Origin of the sequence: Gordonia paraffinivorans NBRC 108238 (genome assembly GCF_000344155.1) — a bacterium.
Lineage (GTDB): Bacteria > Actinomycetota > Actinomycetes > Mycobacteriales > Mycobacteriaceae > Gordonia > Gordonia paraffinivorans.
The window spans coordinates 21,514-38,542 of the sequence record NZ_BAOQ01000036.1; the positions used below are offsets into that span (position 1 = coordinate 21,514).

General features: G+C 68.5%; 14 protein-coding genes and 1 pseudogene. 9 read left to right on the forward strand and 6 right to left on the reverse strand.

The genetic code is table 11. From position 1 onward, the window contains the following. Positions 1-64 precede the first annotated feature (64 nt). A complete protein-coding gene (locus tag GP2_RS16855; RefSeq protein WP_006901746.1) occupies positions 65-931 on the reverse strand; it encodes an LLM class F420-dependent oxidoreductase in 867 nt (288 codons plus the stop codon). Positions 932-959: 28 nt separating this feature from the next. Beyond that, positions 960-1,877: a hypothetical protein gene (locus GP2_RS16860; RefSeq protein WP_006901747.1), complete on the reverse strand. Its 918-nt coding sequence runs from the start codon at positions 1,875-1,877 to the stop codon at positions 960-962. A gap of 275 nt (positions 1,878-2,152) precedes the next feature. On the opposite strand from GP2_RS16860, the gene GP2_RS16865 reads away from it, so the two are divergent. From GP2_RS16865 to GP2_RS22275, 5 genes and pseudogenes are all read left to right on the forward strand, one after another. Then, positions 2,153-4,267 (forward strand): putative bifunctional diguanylate cyclase/phosphodiesterase, encoded by a 2,115-nt coding sequence (locus tag GP2_RS16865; RefSeq protein WP_306302390.1) that lies wholly within the window; start codon positions 2,153-2,155, stop codon positions 4,265-4,267. 175 nt (positions 4,268-4,442) lie between these two features. Beyond that, on the forward strand, positions 4,443-5,903 hold the full coding sequence (locus GP2_RS16870) for a sugar porter family MFS transporter (RefSeq protein ID WP_006901749.1): 1,461 nt from the start codon (positions 4,443-4,445) through the stop codon (positions 5,901-5,903). 17 nt (positions 5,904-5,920) lie between these two features. Continuing rightward, positions 5,921-6,934 carry an NAD(P)H-dependent flavin oxidoreductase gene (locus tag GP2_RS16875; RefSeq protein ID WP_006901750.1) on the forward strand — a complete coding sequence of 338 codons (1,014 nt, stop codon included), beginning with the start codon at positions 5,921-5,923 and terminating at the stop codon, positions 6,932-6,934. A gap of 158 nt (positions 6,935-7,092) precedes the next feature. Further along, positions 7,093-9,066, forward strand: a pseudogene (locus tag GP2_RS22500) (serine/threonine-protein kinase); the annotation flags it as partial. A 290-nt stretch (positions 9,067-9,356) separates the two neighbouring features. Next, a complete protein-coding gene (locus GP2_RS22275; protein WP_255218651.1) occupies positions 9,357-10,379 on the forward strand; it encodes a tetratricopeptide repeat protein in 1,023 nt (340 codons plus the stop codon). Between the two features lie 15 nt (positions 10,380-10,394). Here the strand turns inward: GP2_RS22275 and GP2_RS16885 are convergent, their stop codons facing one another. Beyond that, a complete protein-coding gene (locus GP2_RS16885) occupies positions 10,395-10,865 on the reverse strand; it encodes a MarR family winged helix-turn-helix transcriptional regulator (protein ID WP_006901753.1) in 471 nt (156 codons plus the stop codon). Between the two features lie 113 nt (positions 10,866-10,978). On the opposite strand from GP2_RS16885, the gene GP2_RS16890 reads away from it, so the two are divergent. The 4 genes from GP2_RS16890 to scpC all read left to right on the forward strand — a co-directional run bounded on the left by GP2_RS16890 (position 10,979) and on the right by scpC (position 13,888). Beyond that, on the forward strand, positions 10,979-11,437 hold the full coding sequence (locus GP2_RS16890) for a DoxX family protein (RefSeq protein WP_006901754.1): 459 nt from the start codon (positions 10,979-10,981) through the stop codon (positions 11,435-11,437). 109 nt (positions 11,438-11,546) lie between these two features. After that, positions 11,547-11,894, forward strand: a complete 348-nt coding sequence (locus GP2_RS16895; protein ID WP_006901755.1) for a DMT family transporter — start codon at positions 11,547-11,549, stop codon at positions 11,892-11,894. Between the two features lie 2 nt (positions 11,895-11,896). Continuing rightward, positions 11,897-12,217, forward strand: coding sequence for a DMT family transporter (locus GP2_RS16900; RefSeq protein WP_006901756.1), 321 nt, complete (start codon positions 11,897-11,899; stop codon positions 12,215-12,217). Between the two features lie 75 nt (positions 12,218-12,292). After that, positions 12,293-13,888 carry a succinyl-CoA:acetate CoA-transferase ScpC gene (scpC, locus tag GP2_RS16905; protein WP_051997251.1) on the forward strand — a complete coding sequence of 532 codons (1,596 nt, stop codon included), beginning with the start codon at positions 12,293-12,295 and terminating at the stop codon, positions 13,886-13,888. A gap of 5 nt (positions 13,889-13,893) precedes the next feature. On the opposite strand, the gene GP2_RS16910 is transcribed toward scpC, so the two are convergent. From GP2_RS16910 to GP2_RS16920, 3 genes are all read right to left on the reverse strand, one after another. Then, positions 13,894-14,934: a YihY/virulence factor BrkB family protein gene (locus tag GP2_RS16910; protein ID WP_006901758.1), complete on the reverse strand. Its 1,041-nt coding sequence runs from the start codon at positions 14,932-14,934 to the stop codon at positions 13,894-13,896. Positions 14,935-15,067: 133 nt separating this feature from the next. After that, positions 15,068-16,384 carry an NAD(P)H-binding protein gene (locus GP2_RS16915; RefSeq protein WP_006901759.1) on the reverse strand — a complete coding sequence of 439 codons (1,317 nt, stop codon included), beginning with the start codon at positions 16,382-16,384 and terminating at the stop codon, positions 15,068-15,070. Between the two features lie 129 nt (positions 16,385-16,513). After that, positions 16,514-16,951, reverse strand: coding sequence for a nuclear transport factor 2 family protein (locus GP2_RS16920; protein ID WP_006901760.1), 438 nt, complete (start codon positions 16,949-16,951; stop codon positions 16,514-16,516). Between the last annotated feature and the right edge of the window lie 78 nt (positions 16,952-17,029).

Below are 17,029 nucleotides of genomic sequence, written 5' to 3' on the forward strand. Positions count from 1 at the left end.
CGACGAACGCGTTGCGCTTGCGCCCGGTTGGCGAGCTCGAGCGCAACGCGATCGGTCGGGTGACTCAGTTCTGGCCGAGTGCTGCGGCGAGGCGACGCCACTGCTCGCGCGGGAAGCCCTTGAAGTCCGCCTGCAGGACCTGCACGCACACGTGATCGGCACCGGCCGAACGGTGTTCGTCGATGCGCGAGAGGATCGCCTGCTCGTCGCCCCAGGCGATGAGGGCGTCGAAGAGGCGGTCGCTCACCGAGCTCAGGTCGTCGTCGGTGAATCCGAGGCGCCGGAGGTTGTTGGCGTAGTTGGGCATCGCGAGATAACCCGTCAGCCACTTGACGCCGATCGCCCGCGCCTCCTCACGGTCGGAGGCGAAGATCGCGGTCTGCTCGGGAGCGAGGAGTGGTCCGGCGCCGAGGGTCTCGCGCGCGGTCGCCGTGTGGTCCGGCGTCACCAGGTACGGGTGGGCGCCCCTGGTGCGGTCGGCCGCGAGCTGCAGCATCTTGGGTCCCAGCGCCGCCAGCACCCGGCTGTCGGCCGGCACGGGTGTGGGTGCGGCGTCGAGACCGTCGAGGAATGCGCGCGTGGTCGCCAGCGGCTTCTTGTATGTGCCCGGGCCCTTCTGGTCGATCAGCGGCGCATGGCTGATGCCGAGGCCGAGAAGGAACCGGGGTCCGTACTCGCCGGTGAACTCCGCGTGCGCCGCGGCGACGTCGGCCGGTTCGTGCATCCACATGTTGAGGATGCCGGTGGCGACGATCGCCTGCTTGGTGGCGCCGAGCAGGTTGCGCACGGAATCGAGCACCGGACCGCCGACGTCGGGGATCCAGAGTGCGGTGAAACCGAGCTCGTCGAGCTCTGCGGCGGCCTCCGCGGCCTCCCCGGCGTCTCCGTAACGTAGTGGCGAACTCCAGATTCCTACCCCGTCGAGATTCATGTCACCGACCTTACCGACCGGACGGCGCTCAGTTCGACGCCGAGTCCGGGGGCGGGGGAGGGCTCGACGCCCGGGGCGGCGCCGTCTGCGCGAGGCATTGGTCCATCGCGGCGGTGACTTTGCGGTAGATGTTGATCGCGACGATCCCGACGACGATCAGCACGATCCCCGCCGTCGTGTTCAACGAGTCGGTGACCAGTCCCGCGATGCCGATCGCGAGGACGTACATCGGCACCCAATCGAACACGTGCAGAACGGAAGTCGGCTTGTCGTCGTCGGACAGCCAGCCCCCGCGCACCGCCGCGCGGTAGGAGGCGTAGTCCGGGTAGAACTCGGTGAACGAGATCGCGAAGATCAGGCCGCCGATCTGGATGATCCAGCCGGTCCAGAAGTTGTTCGCATCGTCGAGCACGGCATCGCCGTAGGCCCCCGACACCGCGCCGACACCGAAGCCGATGACCCAGGCCCACGTGATGACGTAGTTGATCCGCAGGAACAGGGGACTGTCCCAGAACTCCTCGGGGGTGTCCTCCTTGGCGTACTGCAGGGTGAACGGCTGGCGGATCAGGATGGAGCCGAGGGCGAATGCGACGAGGGCTATGTTGGTCATCTCGCCGCCCCACTTCTCCAGCCACTCGATGATGCCTTGCGACGCGAAGAGGGCGAGCAGCGCCATGACGCCGAAGTAGACGACGTCGAAGACCTCGAGGAGTTTGATGCTCGTGCCGCGCTTGTGCGTGCCGATAACCAGCAGGAGCGACAGCGCGAAAGCCGATGCGGCGGCTTCCTCGAAGCGCCCGGGCCCGGTGAGCAGAGCCATGAGGATCCACGGCGACATGCCCGCGAAGGGGGAGTTCAGGAACTGGCTCAACGCGTGACGCGCTTTCGAGCCCCGCGTGGTGTCCGCGTTCGACGAACCGGCCGAGTTGTCGCGCTCAGTGGTCATATCTCGAATTGTGAGGTCGGGACGTGCATCGGTGCAGTGAACCGAGTGATTTGTGCCGATTGTTCCCCCGTATGTGCGACGCAGCGGCGGAATCGGGCCGACGGATGTGGTGTTTGCGTCGAGATTCGGCCGCGAAGGCGTTTCGTCGCCGTCACCCGCGTCGCGTGAGGGAACATGGACACCCGACGCACGGGGCGGGGGGAGGGATGGAATCGGTGCCGGATTCGACACGCGGGGGCGACGGGCGTGAGGTCGTCGAGAGAGACGTCACGTCCGTGCCTCCTGCCGGAGACGCGGCGGTGGCCGAGCGGTACCGTCTGCTCCTCGATCTGAGTCCCGATGCCATGGCCGTCCATCAGGACGGGAAGATCGTCTACGTCAACTCCGCGGCGCTCGACTTCGCGCGCGTCAGTTCCCCACACGAGTTGTTGGGCCATCCCATCACCGATTTCGTCCACCCCGACGAGATCCCCCGGATGATCGAGCGCCTCGTCGGCATCGGCGACGAGACCGGTGCGACGACATCGCCCGAGGAGATGACGATGCTCGACGCCGCCGGCGTGCCCAGGCCGATGGAGGTCACGTCGGTGCGAACCCTGTGGCTCGACGAACCCGCCTATCTGGTGATCCTGCGCGACGTCATCTCGCGCAAGGCCATCAGATCCGCCGCCGCCGAGCCGGCGCCGGCACCATTGCTCGACCGGCTGAGGACTCTCCTCGGCGGCCTGATCCAACCCGTGCTCGTGGTCGGCGAGGACGGCGGGATCGAGCTCGCGAACCCGGCCGCCGAGACGATGTTCGGGCCGCGGTGTGCGCCCGGCGAATCGATCGCCGATCTGCCGTTGCGGTTCGTCGACGGGGAGTCCCCGGTCACCCAGTGCCTGGAGAGCCGCTCCGCGGTCACCGATGCGACGGCCGAGATCACCACGCAGGCCGGCCGGCGATGGCTGTCGTGCAGTTGCCGTCTCATCGAGGATGCCGACGCCCACCCGATTGCGGTGGTGTCCTTCGTCGACGTCACCGAGCGGTACCGGGAGCGAACACGCCTGGCCTGGGATGCGGTCCACGATCCGCTCACGCAGCTGTACAACCGGGCGGGCATCCTCGATCGCCTCGACGCGCAGATCGCCGAGCTCAGCGCCGACGGCGACCCGGCGTGCGTGACGATCTATTACATCGACCTCGACAGCTTCCAACTCGTCAACGACTCCCTCGGCCATGCGGTGGGCGACGAGGTGCTGCACACCGTCGCCCGGCGACTGGCCGCGGTGACACCCGAGTCGGGTGCGGTGGGAAGGATCGGCGGTGACGAATTCGTGCTGGTGGCCAAACATTCGACGGAGGATTCCGCATCCGACATCGACCGGCAGATCGACGCCGTGCGTACCGCGATCGATCAGCCTGTGCCGGTGAGCATCCGGGCGCAACCGCTGACGATCCGCGCCAGCATCGGGGTCGCGACCCTCGACAAGGGCGACACCGCCACCCCGACCGATCTGCTGCGCGACGCCGACATCGCTCTCGGCGAGGCACGCAAGGCGTCGCGGGTTCCGTACGTGCACTTCCGCGTTCAGCACCGGGAGCAACTACAGCGCAGACAGCGGATCGAGGAAGAGTTGCGTCGGGCCCTCGACTCGGACACCGGGCAACTCGAGATCCATTACCAACCCATCGTGTCGACGGCTTCCGGCGCCCTCGTCGCCCTCGAGGCCCTCCTGCGGTGGAACCACCCGGAGCTCGGCCCGATCTCGCCGACCGAGTTCATCCCTCTCGCAGAACGATCCACGCTGATCGACGCGCTGGGCGCCCACGTGCTGGAGACGGCATCGGCGGAGGTCGGCGCGATCGCCGAGCTGCGCCCGGTCATGCTGAGCGTCAATGTCTCCCGTCGAGAGCTCGACCACGGCGACTTCCTCGACCGCCTCCGCCGGGTGGTCACGCGCGGACCGCGACCCGCCGAGTCGTTGTGCCTGGAGATCACCGAGAGCGCGATCGCGCCGATCGACCGGGATCTGCTCGACCTGCTCGCAGGCATCCGCGCGCTGGGCGTCCGGATCTCACTCGACGACTTCGGCACGGGCGCTTCCACACTCAGCGAGCTGTACCGGATGCCGGTGGAGATCATGAAGACCGCGAAGGGCTTCGTCGACGCTCTCCGGGAGGGACCCAATGCCCGCAGGATCCTGTCCGGGATCGTCGGCGTGGCGCACTCGGTCGGCGTCCGCGTCGTCGCCGAGGGCATCGAAACCGCCGAGCAGGCGGGGATCATCGCCGAGGTGGGATGCGACTACGGGCAGGGCTTCCACTACGGCCGCCCGCTCCCGTTGGGCGAGATCATGGCCGACGGACCGCTCATCGCCACCGGGCCTCTCGTCTCCGAACAGACCTGACCTGCAGGTACACCCGATCGAGATCGAGGTGTTCCCATACCTCGCCCGCCCGCCGTCACCCCGCGAGTACATTTGGGCGCGACAGCCGTCGGCGTCGACGGAAGCAACCGGACAGCGAGGTCACGGACATGCCCCACGTTCCCTGCTGCGACCACACGGCGATCGGGGTCATGCGATGACCGACGCCCAGGAGCGCGAGGTCGCCGAACAGCACACCGCGAAGGTCATCGGCGTCACGGTCGCCGCCGCGGTGGGCGGCTTCCTGTTCGGCTTCGACAGCTCGGTGGTCAACGGCGCGGTCGACTCCATCGAGAACAGCTTCGGGCTCGGCAAACTCATGACGGGCTTCGCCGTCGCGATCGCCCTTCTCGGTTGCGCGCTCGGCGCCTGGTTCGCCGGTCGGCTCGCCGACGTCTGGGGCCGCAAGCGCGTGATGCTGCTCGGTTCGGCCCTGTTCATCATCTCCTCGATCGGCACCGGCTTCACCCAGACGATCCCGGACCTGCTGCTGTGGCGCGTCCTCGGCGGCATCGGCATCGGCATCGCCTCGGTGATCGCACCGGCCTACATTTCCGAGATCGCCCCGGCCCGGTATCGCGGAGCGCTCGCGTCGATGCAGCAGCTCGCGATCACGACGGGCATCTTCGCCGCCCTCCTGTCCGATGCGATCCTCGCCGACTCCGCGGGCAGCGCGTCGGCGGACCTCTGGTGGGGTCTCGAGGCCTGGCGGTGGATGTTCCTCGTCGGTGTCGTGCCGGCACTGGTCTACGGCCTTCTCGCGCTGATGATCCCGGAGTCGCCCCGATACCTGGTGGGCCGCAATCGCGACGAGGAGGCGGCGCGCATCCTGCAGACGGTCACCGGCGAGGCCAACCCGCTCGACCGTGTCAAAGAGATCAAGCTGACCGTCAAACGCGAGGCCAAGACGTCGATCAAGGACATCACCGGCCCCTCGTTCGGCCTTCACCCGCTGGTGTGGGTGGGCATCTGGATCGCGGTCTTCCAACAGTTCGTCGGCATCAACGCGATCTTCTACTACTCGACGACGCTGTGGCAGTCCGTCGGCTTCTCCGAGAGCGACTCGTTCCGGACGTCGGTCATCACCGCCGTCATCAACGTCGGCATGACGTTCGTGGCGATCCTGTTCGTGGACCGCGTCGGACGTCGCAAGCTGCTGCTGGCCGGTTCCGTCGGGATGTTCATCGGACTGCTGATGGCCTGCATCGCGTTCACCCAGCAGATCGGCGAGGGAGACGACGTCACGTTGCCCGAATCGTGGGGCGTGGTCGCACTCATCGGCGCCAACCTGTTCGTCGTGGCGTTCGCCGCGACGTGGGGCCCGGTGATGTGGGTGATGCTCGGCGAGATGTTCCCGAACAGGATTCGCGGTGTCGCCCTCGGCGTCTGCACCGCGGCCAACTGGATCGCCAACTTCACCATCTCGATGCTGTTCCCGCAGATGACCGAACTGGTGGGACTCGGGATCATCTACGGCTTCTTCGCCTTCTGCGCCGCCGCGTCGTTCGTGTACGTGTGGAAGAAGGTCGAGGAGACCAAGGGCCTCGAACTCGAGGAGATGGACTCGGTCGCCGAGAGCCGGCTGTCGCGGGCGACGGTGGCCCGCGAGCCACGGTGACCGTCTCGGAGCCGGCGATGTTCGATCCCCGAGACCTCGACGTGCCGGTGGTCGCCGCGCCGATGGCGGGCGGACCCACCACGCCGGCGCTGGTGTCCGCAGCGAGCGGGGCCGGGGGCCTGGGTCAGCTCGCCGCCGGCTATCTGACCCCGGAGAAGCTGGCCTCCGACATCGCGGCGGTCCGCGCCGCCGGAACCGAGCTGTTCGGCGTCAACATCTTCGTCCCCGAAACCGACCCGGTGGATCGGGCGGCGGTGGCACGCTACCGCGAGCGGCTTCTGGGGTACGCGGCCGCACTCGACGTCGACCTGCCCGCCGTCGACGAACTCGGTGACGACGACGATCACTTCGATGCCAAGATCGCGCTCATGTGCGACGAGCGGATCCCGGTGGTGTCGTTCGCCTTCGGATGTCCGCCCGCGCCCGCCGTCGCCGAGCTGCACCGCCACGGATGCAGTGTCGGGGTCACCGTGACCGGCGTCGACGATGCGGTGCTCGCCGCGGAGGCCGGCGCGGACTGGCTCTGCGTGCAGGGGCCCGATGCGGGCGGGCACCGCTCGGTGTTCGACCGGCGCGCGATCCCGCCGTCGCAACCGCTCGACGATCTCCTCCGCGCGGTTCGCGGCCGACTCGACCTGCCGCTGGTCGCCGCGGGAGGCATCTCGACGCGAGACCGCGCCGACCACGTGCGGGCGTCGGGTGCGACGGCCGTCCAGGTGGGCACGGTCCTGCTGCGCACCCACGAGGCCGGCACCAAACCGGCCCATGCCGATGCGCTCGCCGATCCCGCACGCACCGAGACGGTCGTGACGCTCGCGTTCAGCGGCCGCCCCGCCCGGGCGCTGCGCAATCGGTTCACCGACGAATTCGGGGAGGCCGCGGTCGCCGAGTATCCGGCGGTCAACAAACTGACCGGTGGGCTGCGGCGTGCGACCGCCGACGACCCGGACGGGATCAACCTCTGGGCGGGAACCGGATATCGCGATGCAGTGGCCGAACCCGCCGCCGACACGATCGGCCGCCTCGGCTGACGGTGTCGCAACCATCGCCCCGTCACGACGCCTAGACTCGGGACACGAGCATCAGGGGACGTCCATGACCGACTCAGTCGTACTCTCGCCGACGCAGCCGGGCTCCCGGAGCGACCGGCCGCGATCGACGCCGCCGCGAGTCGGGTAGGTGACCCCCGATGGCCAGGCGAATCGTCACCCAGCAGGCAGATCCCCCTCCCCGGGAGATCGCCGACGACCTGAGTTCGGCCGGTTTCGTCGACGCCCGCGTGTCCGGTCGCGGCGGCTTCGGGGTGGTCTACCGCTGCCGCCAGCCCGCTCTCGACCGCGACGTCGCGGTGAAGGTCCTCCGCGCCGGCCGTGACGACACCGACCGGGTCCGATTCCTCCGGGAACAGCAGGCCATGGGCCGCCTGTCGGGACACCCCAACATCGTCCACGTCCTCGAGGCCGGCGTGACCAGGACCGGCCACCCGTACATCGTCATGCCGTTCCACGCCCGGGGGTCGCTCGACGGGCACATCCGCCGCAGCGGCCGGCTCGATGTCGCCGAGGTCCTCGACGTCGGGATCAAGATGGCGGGCGCCCTGGAGACCGCCCATCGATGCGATGTCCTGCACCGCGACCTCAAACCGGCGAACATCCTCCTCACCGACTACGGACAACCGCAGCTCACCGACTTCGGCATCGCCCGACTCGCCGACCGCGATGACACCACGCGCGGTCTCGTGCTGGGCACCCCCGCCTACACCGCGCCGGAGGTGTTGCGCGGCGACCCGCCGTCGGTCATCGCCGACGTGTACGGCCTGGCCGCGACCCTGTTCACCGCCCTGTCCGGGCGGCCCGCGTACGGGCGTCGCAAGGGAGAGGAGCTGGTGGCGCAGCTACTCCGGATCACCACCGAGCGCCTCCCGGATCTGGCGGAGCGGGGGATTCCAGATCCGGTCTGCCGGGTGATCGCCCGCGGTATGTGCCGCGATCGTGCCGAGAGATACCCCACCGCAGCAGGGTTCGGGGAGGCCCTGCGATCGGCCGGCGCCGAACTGGGCCTGCCGGTCGCCGACGTCCCGGTTCCGCTGATCACCATCGAGCCGGACTCCGACGACATCGCGCAGCAGCCGACGAACACCTCGGTCGACGCCTCCGGGTATCTGCGTCTCCGCGGTCCCGACAGCGGCTCCGGTCGTCCACCGGTGGTCGCGACCAGATACCGGCCGCCCGTGATGGCTCATGCGATGGTCCCGCGACGCCGCCTGCTACGACGACTCTCCGGCGACACCCGTGCCCGGCTCGTCCTGATCCACGGTCCCGCCGGCTTCGGCAAGACCGTGCTGGCCATCCAGTACGTGCAGATGGTAGAGCAGACCGAAGGCAAGACCGCCTGGCTCGCCGTAGACGAGGACGACAACACACCCGCCTGGTTCCTGTCGCATCTCGTCGACGCGATCGGCTTCGCGGTACCCGGTCTCGGCACCGAACTCACCCGGGTTCTCGAGGAGCACGGCGAGGGTGCCGAGCGGTATGTCCTGACCACCCTGGTCAACCGGATCCACACCTCGCAGGAACACATCCGCGTGGTCCTCGACGACTGGCACCGGATCACCAACCCGGCGAGCCGTGACATCGCCCTGTTCATGATCGAGCGCGGTTGTCGGCACCTGCAGCTCGTCGTCACCAGCCGCACCCGGATGCACCTGCCACTCGGCCGGCTGCGTGTGAGGAACGAGCTCATCGAGATCGACTCGCGCGCCCTGCGTTTCGACATGGACGAATCCCGTGAGCTGCTGCTGGCCGGCACCGGCCTGCCGATCGACGACGCGGACGTGGCCGAACTGGAGGAGACCACCGACGGGTGGGTCGCCGCCCTGCAACTCGCCTCGCTCGCTCTCCGTGACGACGACGATCCCCAGGCCGCCATCCGGCGGTTCGCCGCCAATCATCGCGAGCTCGGGGACTACCTGGCCGAGAACGTGCTCGACAGTCTCGATGCCGAACTCCTCGACTTCCTGCTCGCCACGTCCGTCAGCGAGCGCATCTGCGCGTCCCTGGCCGAGGCGCTCACCGGCCGCCGTCGTTGCCAGCGGATCCTCGAGGACATCGAGGATCGGGATCTCTTCCTGACCCGCCTCGACGCCGAAGGGCAGTGGTTCCGCTTCCACCACCTGTTCGCCGACATCCTCCGCCAGCGACTGGAGCGCGAGGACCCCGCTCGGGCGGACGCACTCCACCGGAGCGCCGCGACGTGGTTCGCCGATCGCGGGATGCTCAGCGCCGCCGTGGACCAGCACCTCGCGGCCGGCGACGAGGAACAGGCGATCACACTCGTCGAGGACGAGGCCTTCGACCTGCTCGAGCAGTCCAGGATGAGCACGGTGCTGGGGCTCGCGACCAAGCTGCCGACCACCGCCCGTCGCCGCCGGCCGGACCTGCAGGTGGCGATCGCGTGGGCGCACGCGCTGTTACACCACCGGGCGGGATCGCCGCCATCGCCTCGTTCCGCGAGGTCCAGCGATTCCAGTACGACGAAGCCCGCCAGTGGCTCAGCTGGGCGCGCCCCCACCACCGTCGTACGAGGGGACCGTTCAGCGTCATCTATGGCTACATCCTCGCCGGTGTCGCCGCCCGGGAGGAGCTCGATTTCGACACCGCCGAGGCCTCGTTCCGGCACGCGATGAGCCTGGCCCGCGACTCCGACGAGGACCGCTCCTACGGCTCCCGGCTCAGCGGCGCGCTGCTCGGGGAGTTGCTGTACGAGCGAGGGGAGGTCTCCGACGCGGTCGAACTGCTCGACGACACCTATCACCTCGGCGCGGAGGGCGGGATCGTCGAAATCATCATCGCGACCTACGTCGTCGGGGCGCGGGCGAAACATGCACTGGGACTCGATGATCAAGCACGGCATCGGCTCGACGAAGGGGAGCGGCTCGCGCAATCGCTCCATCTGCCGCGCCTGGCCGCGCACATCACCGCCGAACGGCTCCGTTCCGGGGGCGGTGTCGAAGGCCTGTCGGCGGAGTCGTTCCCGCCGGCGATGCCGGACGATCTCCCCGACGGCATCGCGCGGGTCACCGCGGAGAAGATCGAGGAGGCCGCCATCCGGGCCCTCCTCGCAAGCGGCACCGCAGACAGCCGCGGCGAGGCCTGTCGACGGGCGCGCATGCTGTGCGAGGGCATCGGCCCGACCGGCCGCGCCCGGGCCGCGCTCAACGGGCGTCTGCTGCTCGCGGAGTGCCTCGCCGCCTCCGGGTCCGCAGAGCAGGCCGGGAACCTGCTCGTCCCCGCCCTCCGAGAGTGTGCGCGTGTCGGACTCGTGCGACCCGTGCTCGACGCCGGTCCCGCCGTTCGGGAACTCGTGTATCGGTTCGGCACCACCATGCGCGGCGACGTCGACCCGACGATCCTGCCGTTTCTCGACCGGCTGCGCGTGACGGCCGACGGGGACCGACAAACGGGTCGGGGCGTCTGAGCAGCGCTCGGCCGCTCAGCGCGGGTCGGCGTCCGGATCGTTGATCCGACGGCCTATCGCCGACACCTGTCGCAACTGCGCGCGGGTCAGCCGATCGATCACCAGGCGACGCACGTTGGCGACGTAACCGGGTGCGGTCGCGACGACCTTCTCCCAGCCCTCGTCGGTGAGGACGGCGTTCGTGTATCGGCCGTCCTCTGGGCACTGGAACCGGCGCACCCAGTTCCGCTTCTCGAGGCGACCCACCACGTGGGAGAGCCGGGACAACGAGCCGTAGGACATCTCGGCCAGCTCGCTCATCCGCAGGGTCCTCTTCGGCGCCTCCGAAAGTGCCGCGAGCACTTCGTATTCGAAGTGGGTCAGCTGGGCGTCGCGGAGCAACTGGGCGTCGAGGGCGTGGGGGAGCCGCGCGAGTGCGATCGCCACCTGGATCCAGGCGTCCATCTCCTCGTCGTCGAGCCAGTTCGGCTCCTGCTCATCCGGCACGCGGGCAGTCTATCCGATCCCAAATACTTGAAGCTTTACTTGACTCATCAAGTGATTAGGCCTACGTTCAGTTGACACATCAAGTGACTTCCCGAACTCGAAGGCGGTTCCACATGACCAACCCGATCGTCCGCAGCGTCGGAATCCTCCTCGCGCGCATCGCAATCGGTGTCGTCTTCCTCGCCCACGGCCTGCAGAAGTTCCAGCAGAACGGCTGGGCCGGCCCCAAGGCGGGCTTCGAGTACATGGACGTCCCGCTGCCCGCGGTGTCCGCGTTCCTCGTGACCTGGCTCGAGATCCTCGGCGGCATCGCACTGATCGTCGGCCTGCTGACCCCGATCGTCGCCGCCCTGTTCGTCATCGACATGCTGGGCGCGATCTTCTTCACCCACATCGACAACGGACTCTGGGCATCCGACGGCGGATACGAGTTCGTCCTGACGCTGGGCGCCGGCTCGCTGCTCCTCGCGGTCGTGGGCGCCGGCCTCATCAGCGTCGACGCGGTCCTGGGCCGGACGATCGGCTGGCCGGCAGCGGATACGGCCGCGAACCGGACGACCGTCGACGCCTGATCCACCCCGAGAACATGGACCCGCGGCGGGAAGCTCCGGGTCCATGTCGCGTTCGGGTAGATTCTCGCCACCACCCGTCGTCATCCCACACCGCGCGAAGGAAGTCCGGATGCCCTGGATCCTGCTGATCGGCGCCATCGCGTCCGAGGTCGCGGCGACGCTCTCACTGAAGGGATCGCAGTCGCATCCGGCGCTCTACGCCGTGGTGGTCCTCGGGTACGTCGTCGCCTTCGTCCTCCTGTCCGCAGTCCTGCGGCAGGGGATGAAGGTCGGTGTCGCCTACGGGGTCTGGGCCGCGGCCGGGGTGGCGCTCACCGCCGTCCTGTCATCGGTGATCTTCGGCGAGGCCTTCACGCCGCTGATGGGCATCGGCATCGTGTGCATCATGGTCGGCGTGCTGCTGGTCGAGTCCGGATCGAGCACACACGCTGCCGTCGACATCGACGAGACGACGTGACGATGGGTTACCTGTTCCTCGCCCTCGCGATCGTGTCCGAGGTCAGCGCGACGCTCGCCCTTCGGGTGGCGACGAATGGCCGCAGCAGCTTCTACGCCCTGGTCGCCGTCGGATATGCCATGGCCTTCGCGGCGCTGACGATCGGACTCCGGTTGGGCCTGCCACTCGGCGTCGCTTACGGGATCTGGGCCGCCACCGGGGTCGCTGCGACCGCGGTCGCAGCGCACTACCTGTTCGACGAGCGACTGACGCGGCGGATGATCGCCGGGATCGCGGTCATCGCGATCGGCGTGCTACTCGTCGAGCTCAGCGCCGTGCACTGATACCCGGCCGCCGAAATCCGACAAGTCGGTCGATCGACCAGCTCACGCGCCGCCCTATACCATGCCGCGCGAGACATGTCTCGGTTATCCGTGATTTTGATCATCGAGGCGGGGCCCTATCCTGAGCGGGTGACCCCCACAGTTCGCAGTTCCGCCTCGTCGGGACGAATCCGTAGTGCCGCGTACGCGTCGAAGGTGATGTCGGCCGCCGACGCAGTGAAGTTCATCCAGTCCAACGACACCGTCGCGATCAGCGGTTTCGCGAGCGCTGGTACGCCGAAGGTGATCATCCCCGCCCTCGCCGACCGCATCCGTCAGGTACGGGGCACGGGCGCCAACTTCACCATCAACCTGCTCACGGGAGCGTCGGTATCTCCGGACACCGAGCGTGCGCTCGCCGAGATCGACGGCATCGGCCTGCGGATGCCATATCAGTCCGAGGCGACCGCCCGGAAGAAGATCAACGAAGGCCGCATGGACTACGTGGACATCCATCTGTCGCACGTCGCCCAGCAGGTGTGGACGGGTTACTACGGAACGGTCGACGTCGCCGTCGTCGAGGTGTCGGGGGTCACCGAGATGGGGGAGCTGGTCCCGTCCGCGTCGATCGGCAACAACAAGACCTGGCTCGACGTCGCCAAGAAGGTCATCCTCGAGGTCAACTCATGGGTGCCCGAGGGCGTCGAGGGCATGCACGACGTCTACTACGGGACCGCGCTGCCGCCGAACCGCAAGCCGATCCCGCTGACCCGGGTGCAGGACCGCATCGGTCAGCCGACGTTCCGCGTCGACCCGGACAAGGTCGTCGCCGTCGTCGAGACCAACCATCGCGACCAGGCCAGCGCGTTGACCCCGCCCGACGAGGTCAGCGAGGCGATCGCCGGTCACGTCCTCGACTTCTTCGACTACGAGGTCCGCAACGGCCGCCTGCCCGCGGACACCCTGCTCCCGCTTCAGGCCGGCATCGGCAACGTCGCCAACGCCGTCCTCGGCGGCCTCGACCGCGGCTCGTACAAGGGTCTGACCTGCTACTCCGAGGTCATCCAGGACAGCATGCTGCGGCTGATCAAGGACGGGACCGTCGCGCACGCGTCGTCGACCGCACTGGCGCTGAGCGAGGCCGGCATCGAGGAACTCAACGCCAACATCGACTTCTACCGCAACCACATCACGTTGCGCCCGCAGGAGATCAGCAACCACCCCGAGGTGGTCCGGAGGCTCGGCGTGATCGCGATGAACGGCATGCTCGAGGCCGACATCTACGGCAACGTGAACTCGACGCACGTGATGGGCACCAAGATCATGAACGGCATCGGCGGCTCGGGCGACTTCGCCCGCAACGGCTACGTGTCGATGTTCCTGAGCCCGTCGACGGCCAAGGGCGGCGCGATCTCGTCGATCGTCCCGATGACGCCGCACGTCGACCACACCGAGCACGACTCTCAGGTCCTGGTCACCGAGCACGGGCTGGCAGACCTCCGCGGCCTGTCACCGCGGCGCCGCGCCCGGCTGATCATCGACAAGTGCGCCCATCCGGAGTACCGGCCGATGCTGCACGACTACTTCACCCGCGCGGAATCGCTGCCCGGGGCCGGACACACCCCGCACATCCTCGGCGAGGCGTTCAGCTTCCACCAGCGGTTCCGCGAGACGGGTTCGATGCGGCTCTGACGCGGTCAGCCCTTGTCCGAGGCGTTCTCAGCGGCCCGGTCGGGAGAGCCCTGCGAGTCTGAACCACCGGCGGCCTGGTCCGGGTTCTCCCGGGGATTGTCGAAGGTGACGTCGATCTCTTGGAAGCCCTTGTTCCGCTGCGCGCGTGCCTGCGCCGAATAGGCGCGCTCGTCACCCTTGGTGAGGATGACGTTGTCGGTGAACGGCGTCAGCAGCGACCGGGGGTAGAGGTGGTCGACGCGCACCACGTTGGCCTCGAGGCAGAACATCAGCACGATCGACGTGACGTAGAGAAATGCGAGCAGGCCGAGCACGATCGCGAACACGCCGTTGGTCGCGCTCGCATTCGCGATGACCCGCTCGACGTAGACCGCGCCGAACGTCTGGATCGCCTGCCAGCACAGAGCCGCGGCGAAGGCGCCCGGGAACACGTCGCGGATCGACAGGTCGCGCGCTGGGCCGAACTGGAAGGCGATGGTGAACACCCCGGTGTTCAGGATCACCGAGCCGAGGATCGCGAACCAGCGGTTGGCGACACCCAGGTCGAGGCCGGCGGCGAAGCCGTTGACCACCGTCAGCCCGACGATCGCGAGGCCGACGGTCGACAGCAGCACCATGCCGCGCAGCCTGACGAGGATCGGATCGGGCCGTTCGTTGCGGGGAACCGCCCAGATGACGTTCATCGCGTTTTGCACCGCGACCGCGACGCCCAGCCCGCCGTAGAGCGCGATCAGTCCGCCGATGATCAGCGTCGGGACACCGCCGCCGAGTTTCTCCGGCTCGCCGAGCTCCGCGCCGATGACCGGGATCTGGCTCATCGCCGAGTCGAGGATCCGCTCCTGCAGCGCCGGATTGTCGGCGAGCACGATGCCCAGGATCGTCGAGAACAGCAACAGCAGCGGGAACAGCGAGATGAACGCGTAGTAGGTGCACATCGCGGCCAGGTACGCGCCCTGGTCGTCGAAGAACTTGTAGATCACCGCGAGCGGGTAGCCGGTCGCCGGGTGGCGACGTTGGAAGTCGTCGATACGTCCCGACAGCGACACCGCTCACCTTCTGCTCGTCTCCCGCCCACCCCCGACCGGGCGTGCGAGCACGGCGGGGCGGCACCCACCGGTGCGGCGGGTGTGCTGACCTTAACCCGTGCTTCGATGCGCCGGCCGCAGGGCCGGCGACGTGTCAGCGGAACGGGTTCGCCGCCGGCACCCCGACGGCGCGGAGCGGCCGGCCGAGCTGCCAATACGCGAGTCCGGCCAGACCGCGCGGGAAGAAGCGGGTGGTCGTGGACACCTCGACGCGCCCGGGGCCGAGAGTGCGCAGTCGGTGGTCGACGAAACCGACACCGAACGCGTCGTCGTGGGCCCGGAACCGGACCAGGTCCGGATCGTTCTCGACCACCGGAACACCCTGGCCGCGAAGGCTTTTCCACACGCCGTCGACCGTGCCGGCCTCGATCGTGGTCGAGGTCTCCTCGAACACCGTCTCACCCGCCCATTCGGGGTCGGACGGGATCGGCTCGGCTGCCGGCCGATGTGCGGTCACGTCGCTCCAGCTCGCGCGGGCCGCACCGGATTCGATCCGCTGCAGCGTCGCGCGGATCGCCTCGCGGTACGGCGTCGGCCCGCCCGGCGGCGGCGGGATGATCTCGTCGACGTCGCGGTTGCGGCAGACCGCGTCGCACTCGAGCGATTCGATCAGTGGGCGGGCGACGTTGCCGCGGATCGGGGTCACCAGACGAACCCACCGGCTCGCGACCGACGGGGTCAGGAAGGGGAGTACCACCATGACCCGGCGCCGCAGACCCGCCTCCTCGGCGTAGATCTGCATCATGTCGCCGTACTCGAGCACGTCCGGTCCGCCGATGTCCCACGTCCGCGACCCCGGTACGTCGGCGGTCGCCGCCTCGACCAGGTAATGCAGTGCGTCCGCCACGGCGATGGGCTGGATCTCGTTGCTCACCCACCTCGGAGTGGTCATCGCGGGCAGACGCTCGGTGAGGTGGCGGATCAGCTCGAACGAGGCCGACCCCGAGCCGATCAGGGTGCCGGCCTGCAGCGCGACCGTCTCGACCGGTGAATCGATCAGGATGTCGCCGACCTCGGCCCGCGACGCGAGGTGTTCGGAGAGCTCGGTGCCCTCCGGATGCAGCCCGCCGAGATACACGATGCGGGACACGCCGCAACGCGTGGCGGCGTCGACGACGTTCTCGGCAGAGCGCCGCTCCTCGGCGGCGAAATCGCCGGCGGTGCTCATCGAGTGGACCAGGTGGTACACCACGTCGACGCCCTCGAAGGCGGCGACGAGCGAATCCCGGTCCGACAGATCGCCTTTCACGACCTCGGCGTTCGCATCGTCGGTCCACGGCGCCGCGGAGAGCTTCGACGGGGTGCGGGCCAGTGCGCGTACGCGGTGGCCGCGGTCGAGCAATCGGGGCACCAAGCGGCCGCCGACATAACCGGTGGCGCCGGTGACCAGGCAGGTTCGGGTGTCGTCCACAGAACTCCTCACGTCATGGGGTGGATACCTCAGACGCCGGGAGCGTGAAACATCGCTCGTCGCTCGTCGCTTGCATCGCCACCGGATCGTTGCCTGCGGGACACGACCGGGTGACGACGGGACAGGGGGTCAGTCGCTGTTCGCCTGCAGCGGCGAATTGACGAACCAGAGGCTCTCCTCGAGCAGGCGCCTGCTCCTCCAGCCGGTCTCGGTCCGCACCATCGAATGGTGGTAGTTGCCGCCGCAGGTGCTCAGCTCCGTCATCCCGGCGAACTGCATCGGGTTGTAGAACATCGCACGCACCTCGGCCCGGTCGCCGTCGAAGCGGTACTCGATGTTGGTGATGAAATGCTGACTGACGGTGACGAACGCGAAACTCTCCTCGAGCCACGCCGCGATCTCGTCGCGGCCACCCACCTTGCCGAACGGGGCGGAGGAGTAGTCCACCACCGCGTCCTCGGTGAACACCGAGCGCCACAGATCCCAGTCCTTCGTGTCGACCGCACGGGAGTAGCGGTAGAGCACATCGGCGATCTCGAACCTGTCCGCGATCTCCTGAACGTCCATCATCCTCCGATCCGAGGCGTCAACCGACGAGGCGACTATAGGCACCCTGCGGGGTCGTGCGGGCTGGTTCGCGAGTGA

Coding starts and splice junctions, on each gene's coding strand:
- GP2_RS16855 (WP_006901746.1), bottom strand. CDS start 931: ATGAATCTCGACGGGGTAGGAATCTGGAGTTCGCCACTACGTTACGGA.
- GP2_RS16860 (WP_006901747.1), bottom strand. CDS start 1,877: ATGACCACTGAGCGCGACAACTCGGCCGGTTCGTCGAACGCGGACACC.
- GP2_RS16870 (WP_006901749.1), top strand. CDS start 4,443: ATGACCGACGCCCAGGAGCGCGAGGTCGCCGAACAGCACACCGCGAAG.
- GP2_RS16875 (WP_006901750.1), top strand. CDS start 5,921: ATGTTCGATCCCCGAGACCTCGACGTGCCGGTGGTCGCCGCGCCGATG.
- GP2_RS16890 (WP_006901754.1), top strand. CDS start 10,979: ATGACCAACCCGATCGTCCGCAGCGTCGGAATCCTCCTCGCGCGCATC.
- GP2_RS16895 (WP_006901755.1), top strand. CDS start 11,547: ATGCCCTGGATCCTGCTGATCGGCGCCATCGCGTCCGAGGTCGCGGCG.
- GP2_RS16900 (WP_006901756.1), top strand. CDS start 11,897: ATGGGTTACCTGTTCCTCGCCCTCGCGATCGTGTCCGAGGTCAGCGCG.
- scpC (WP_051997251.1), top strand. CDS start 12,293: ATGTCTCGGTTATCCGTGATTTTGATCATCGAGGCGGGGCCCTATCCT.
- GP2_RS16920 (WP_006901760.1), bottom strand. CDS start 16,951: ATGGACGTTCAGGAGATCGCGGACAGGTTCGAGATCGCCGATGTGCTC.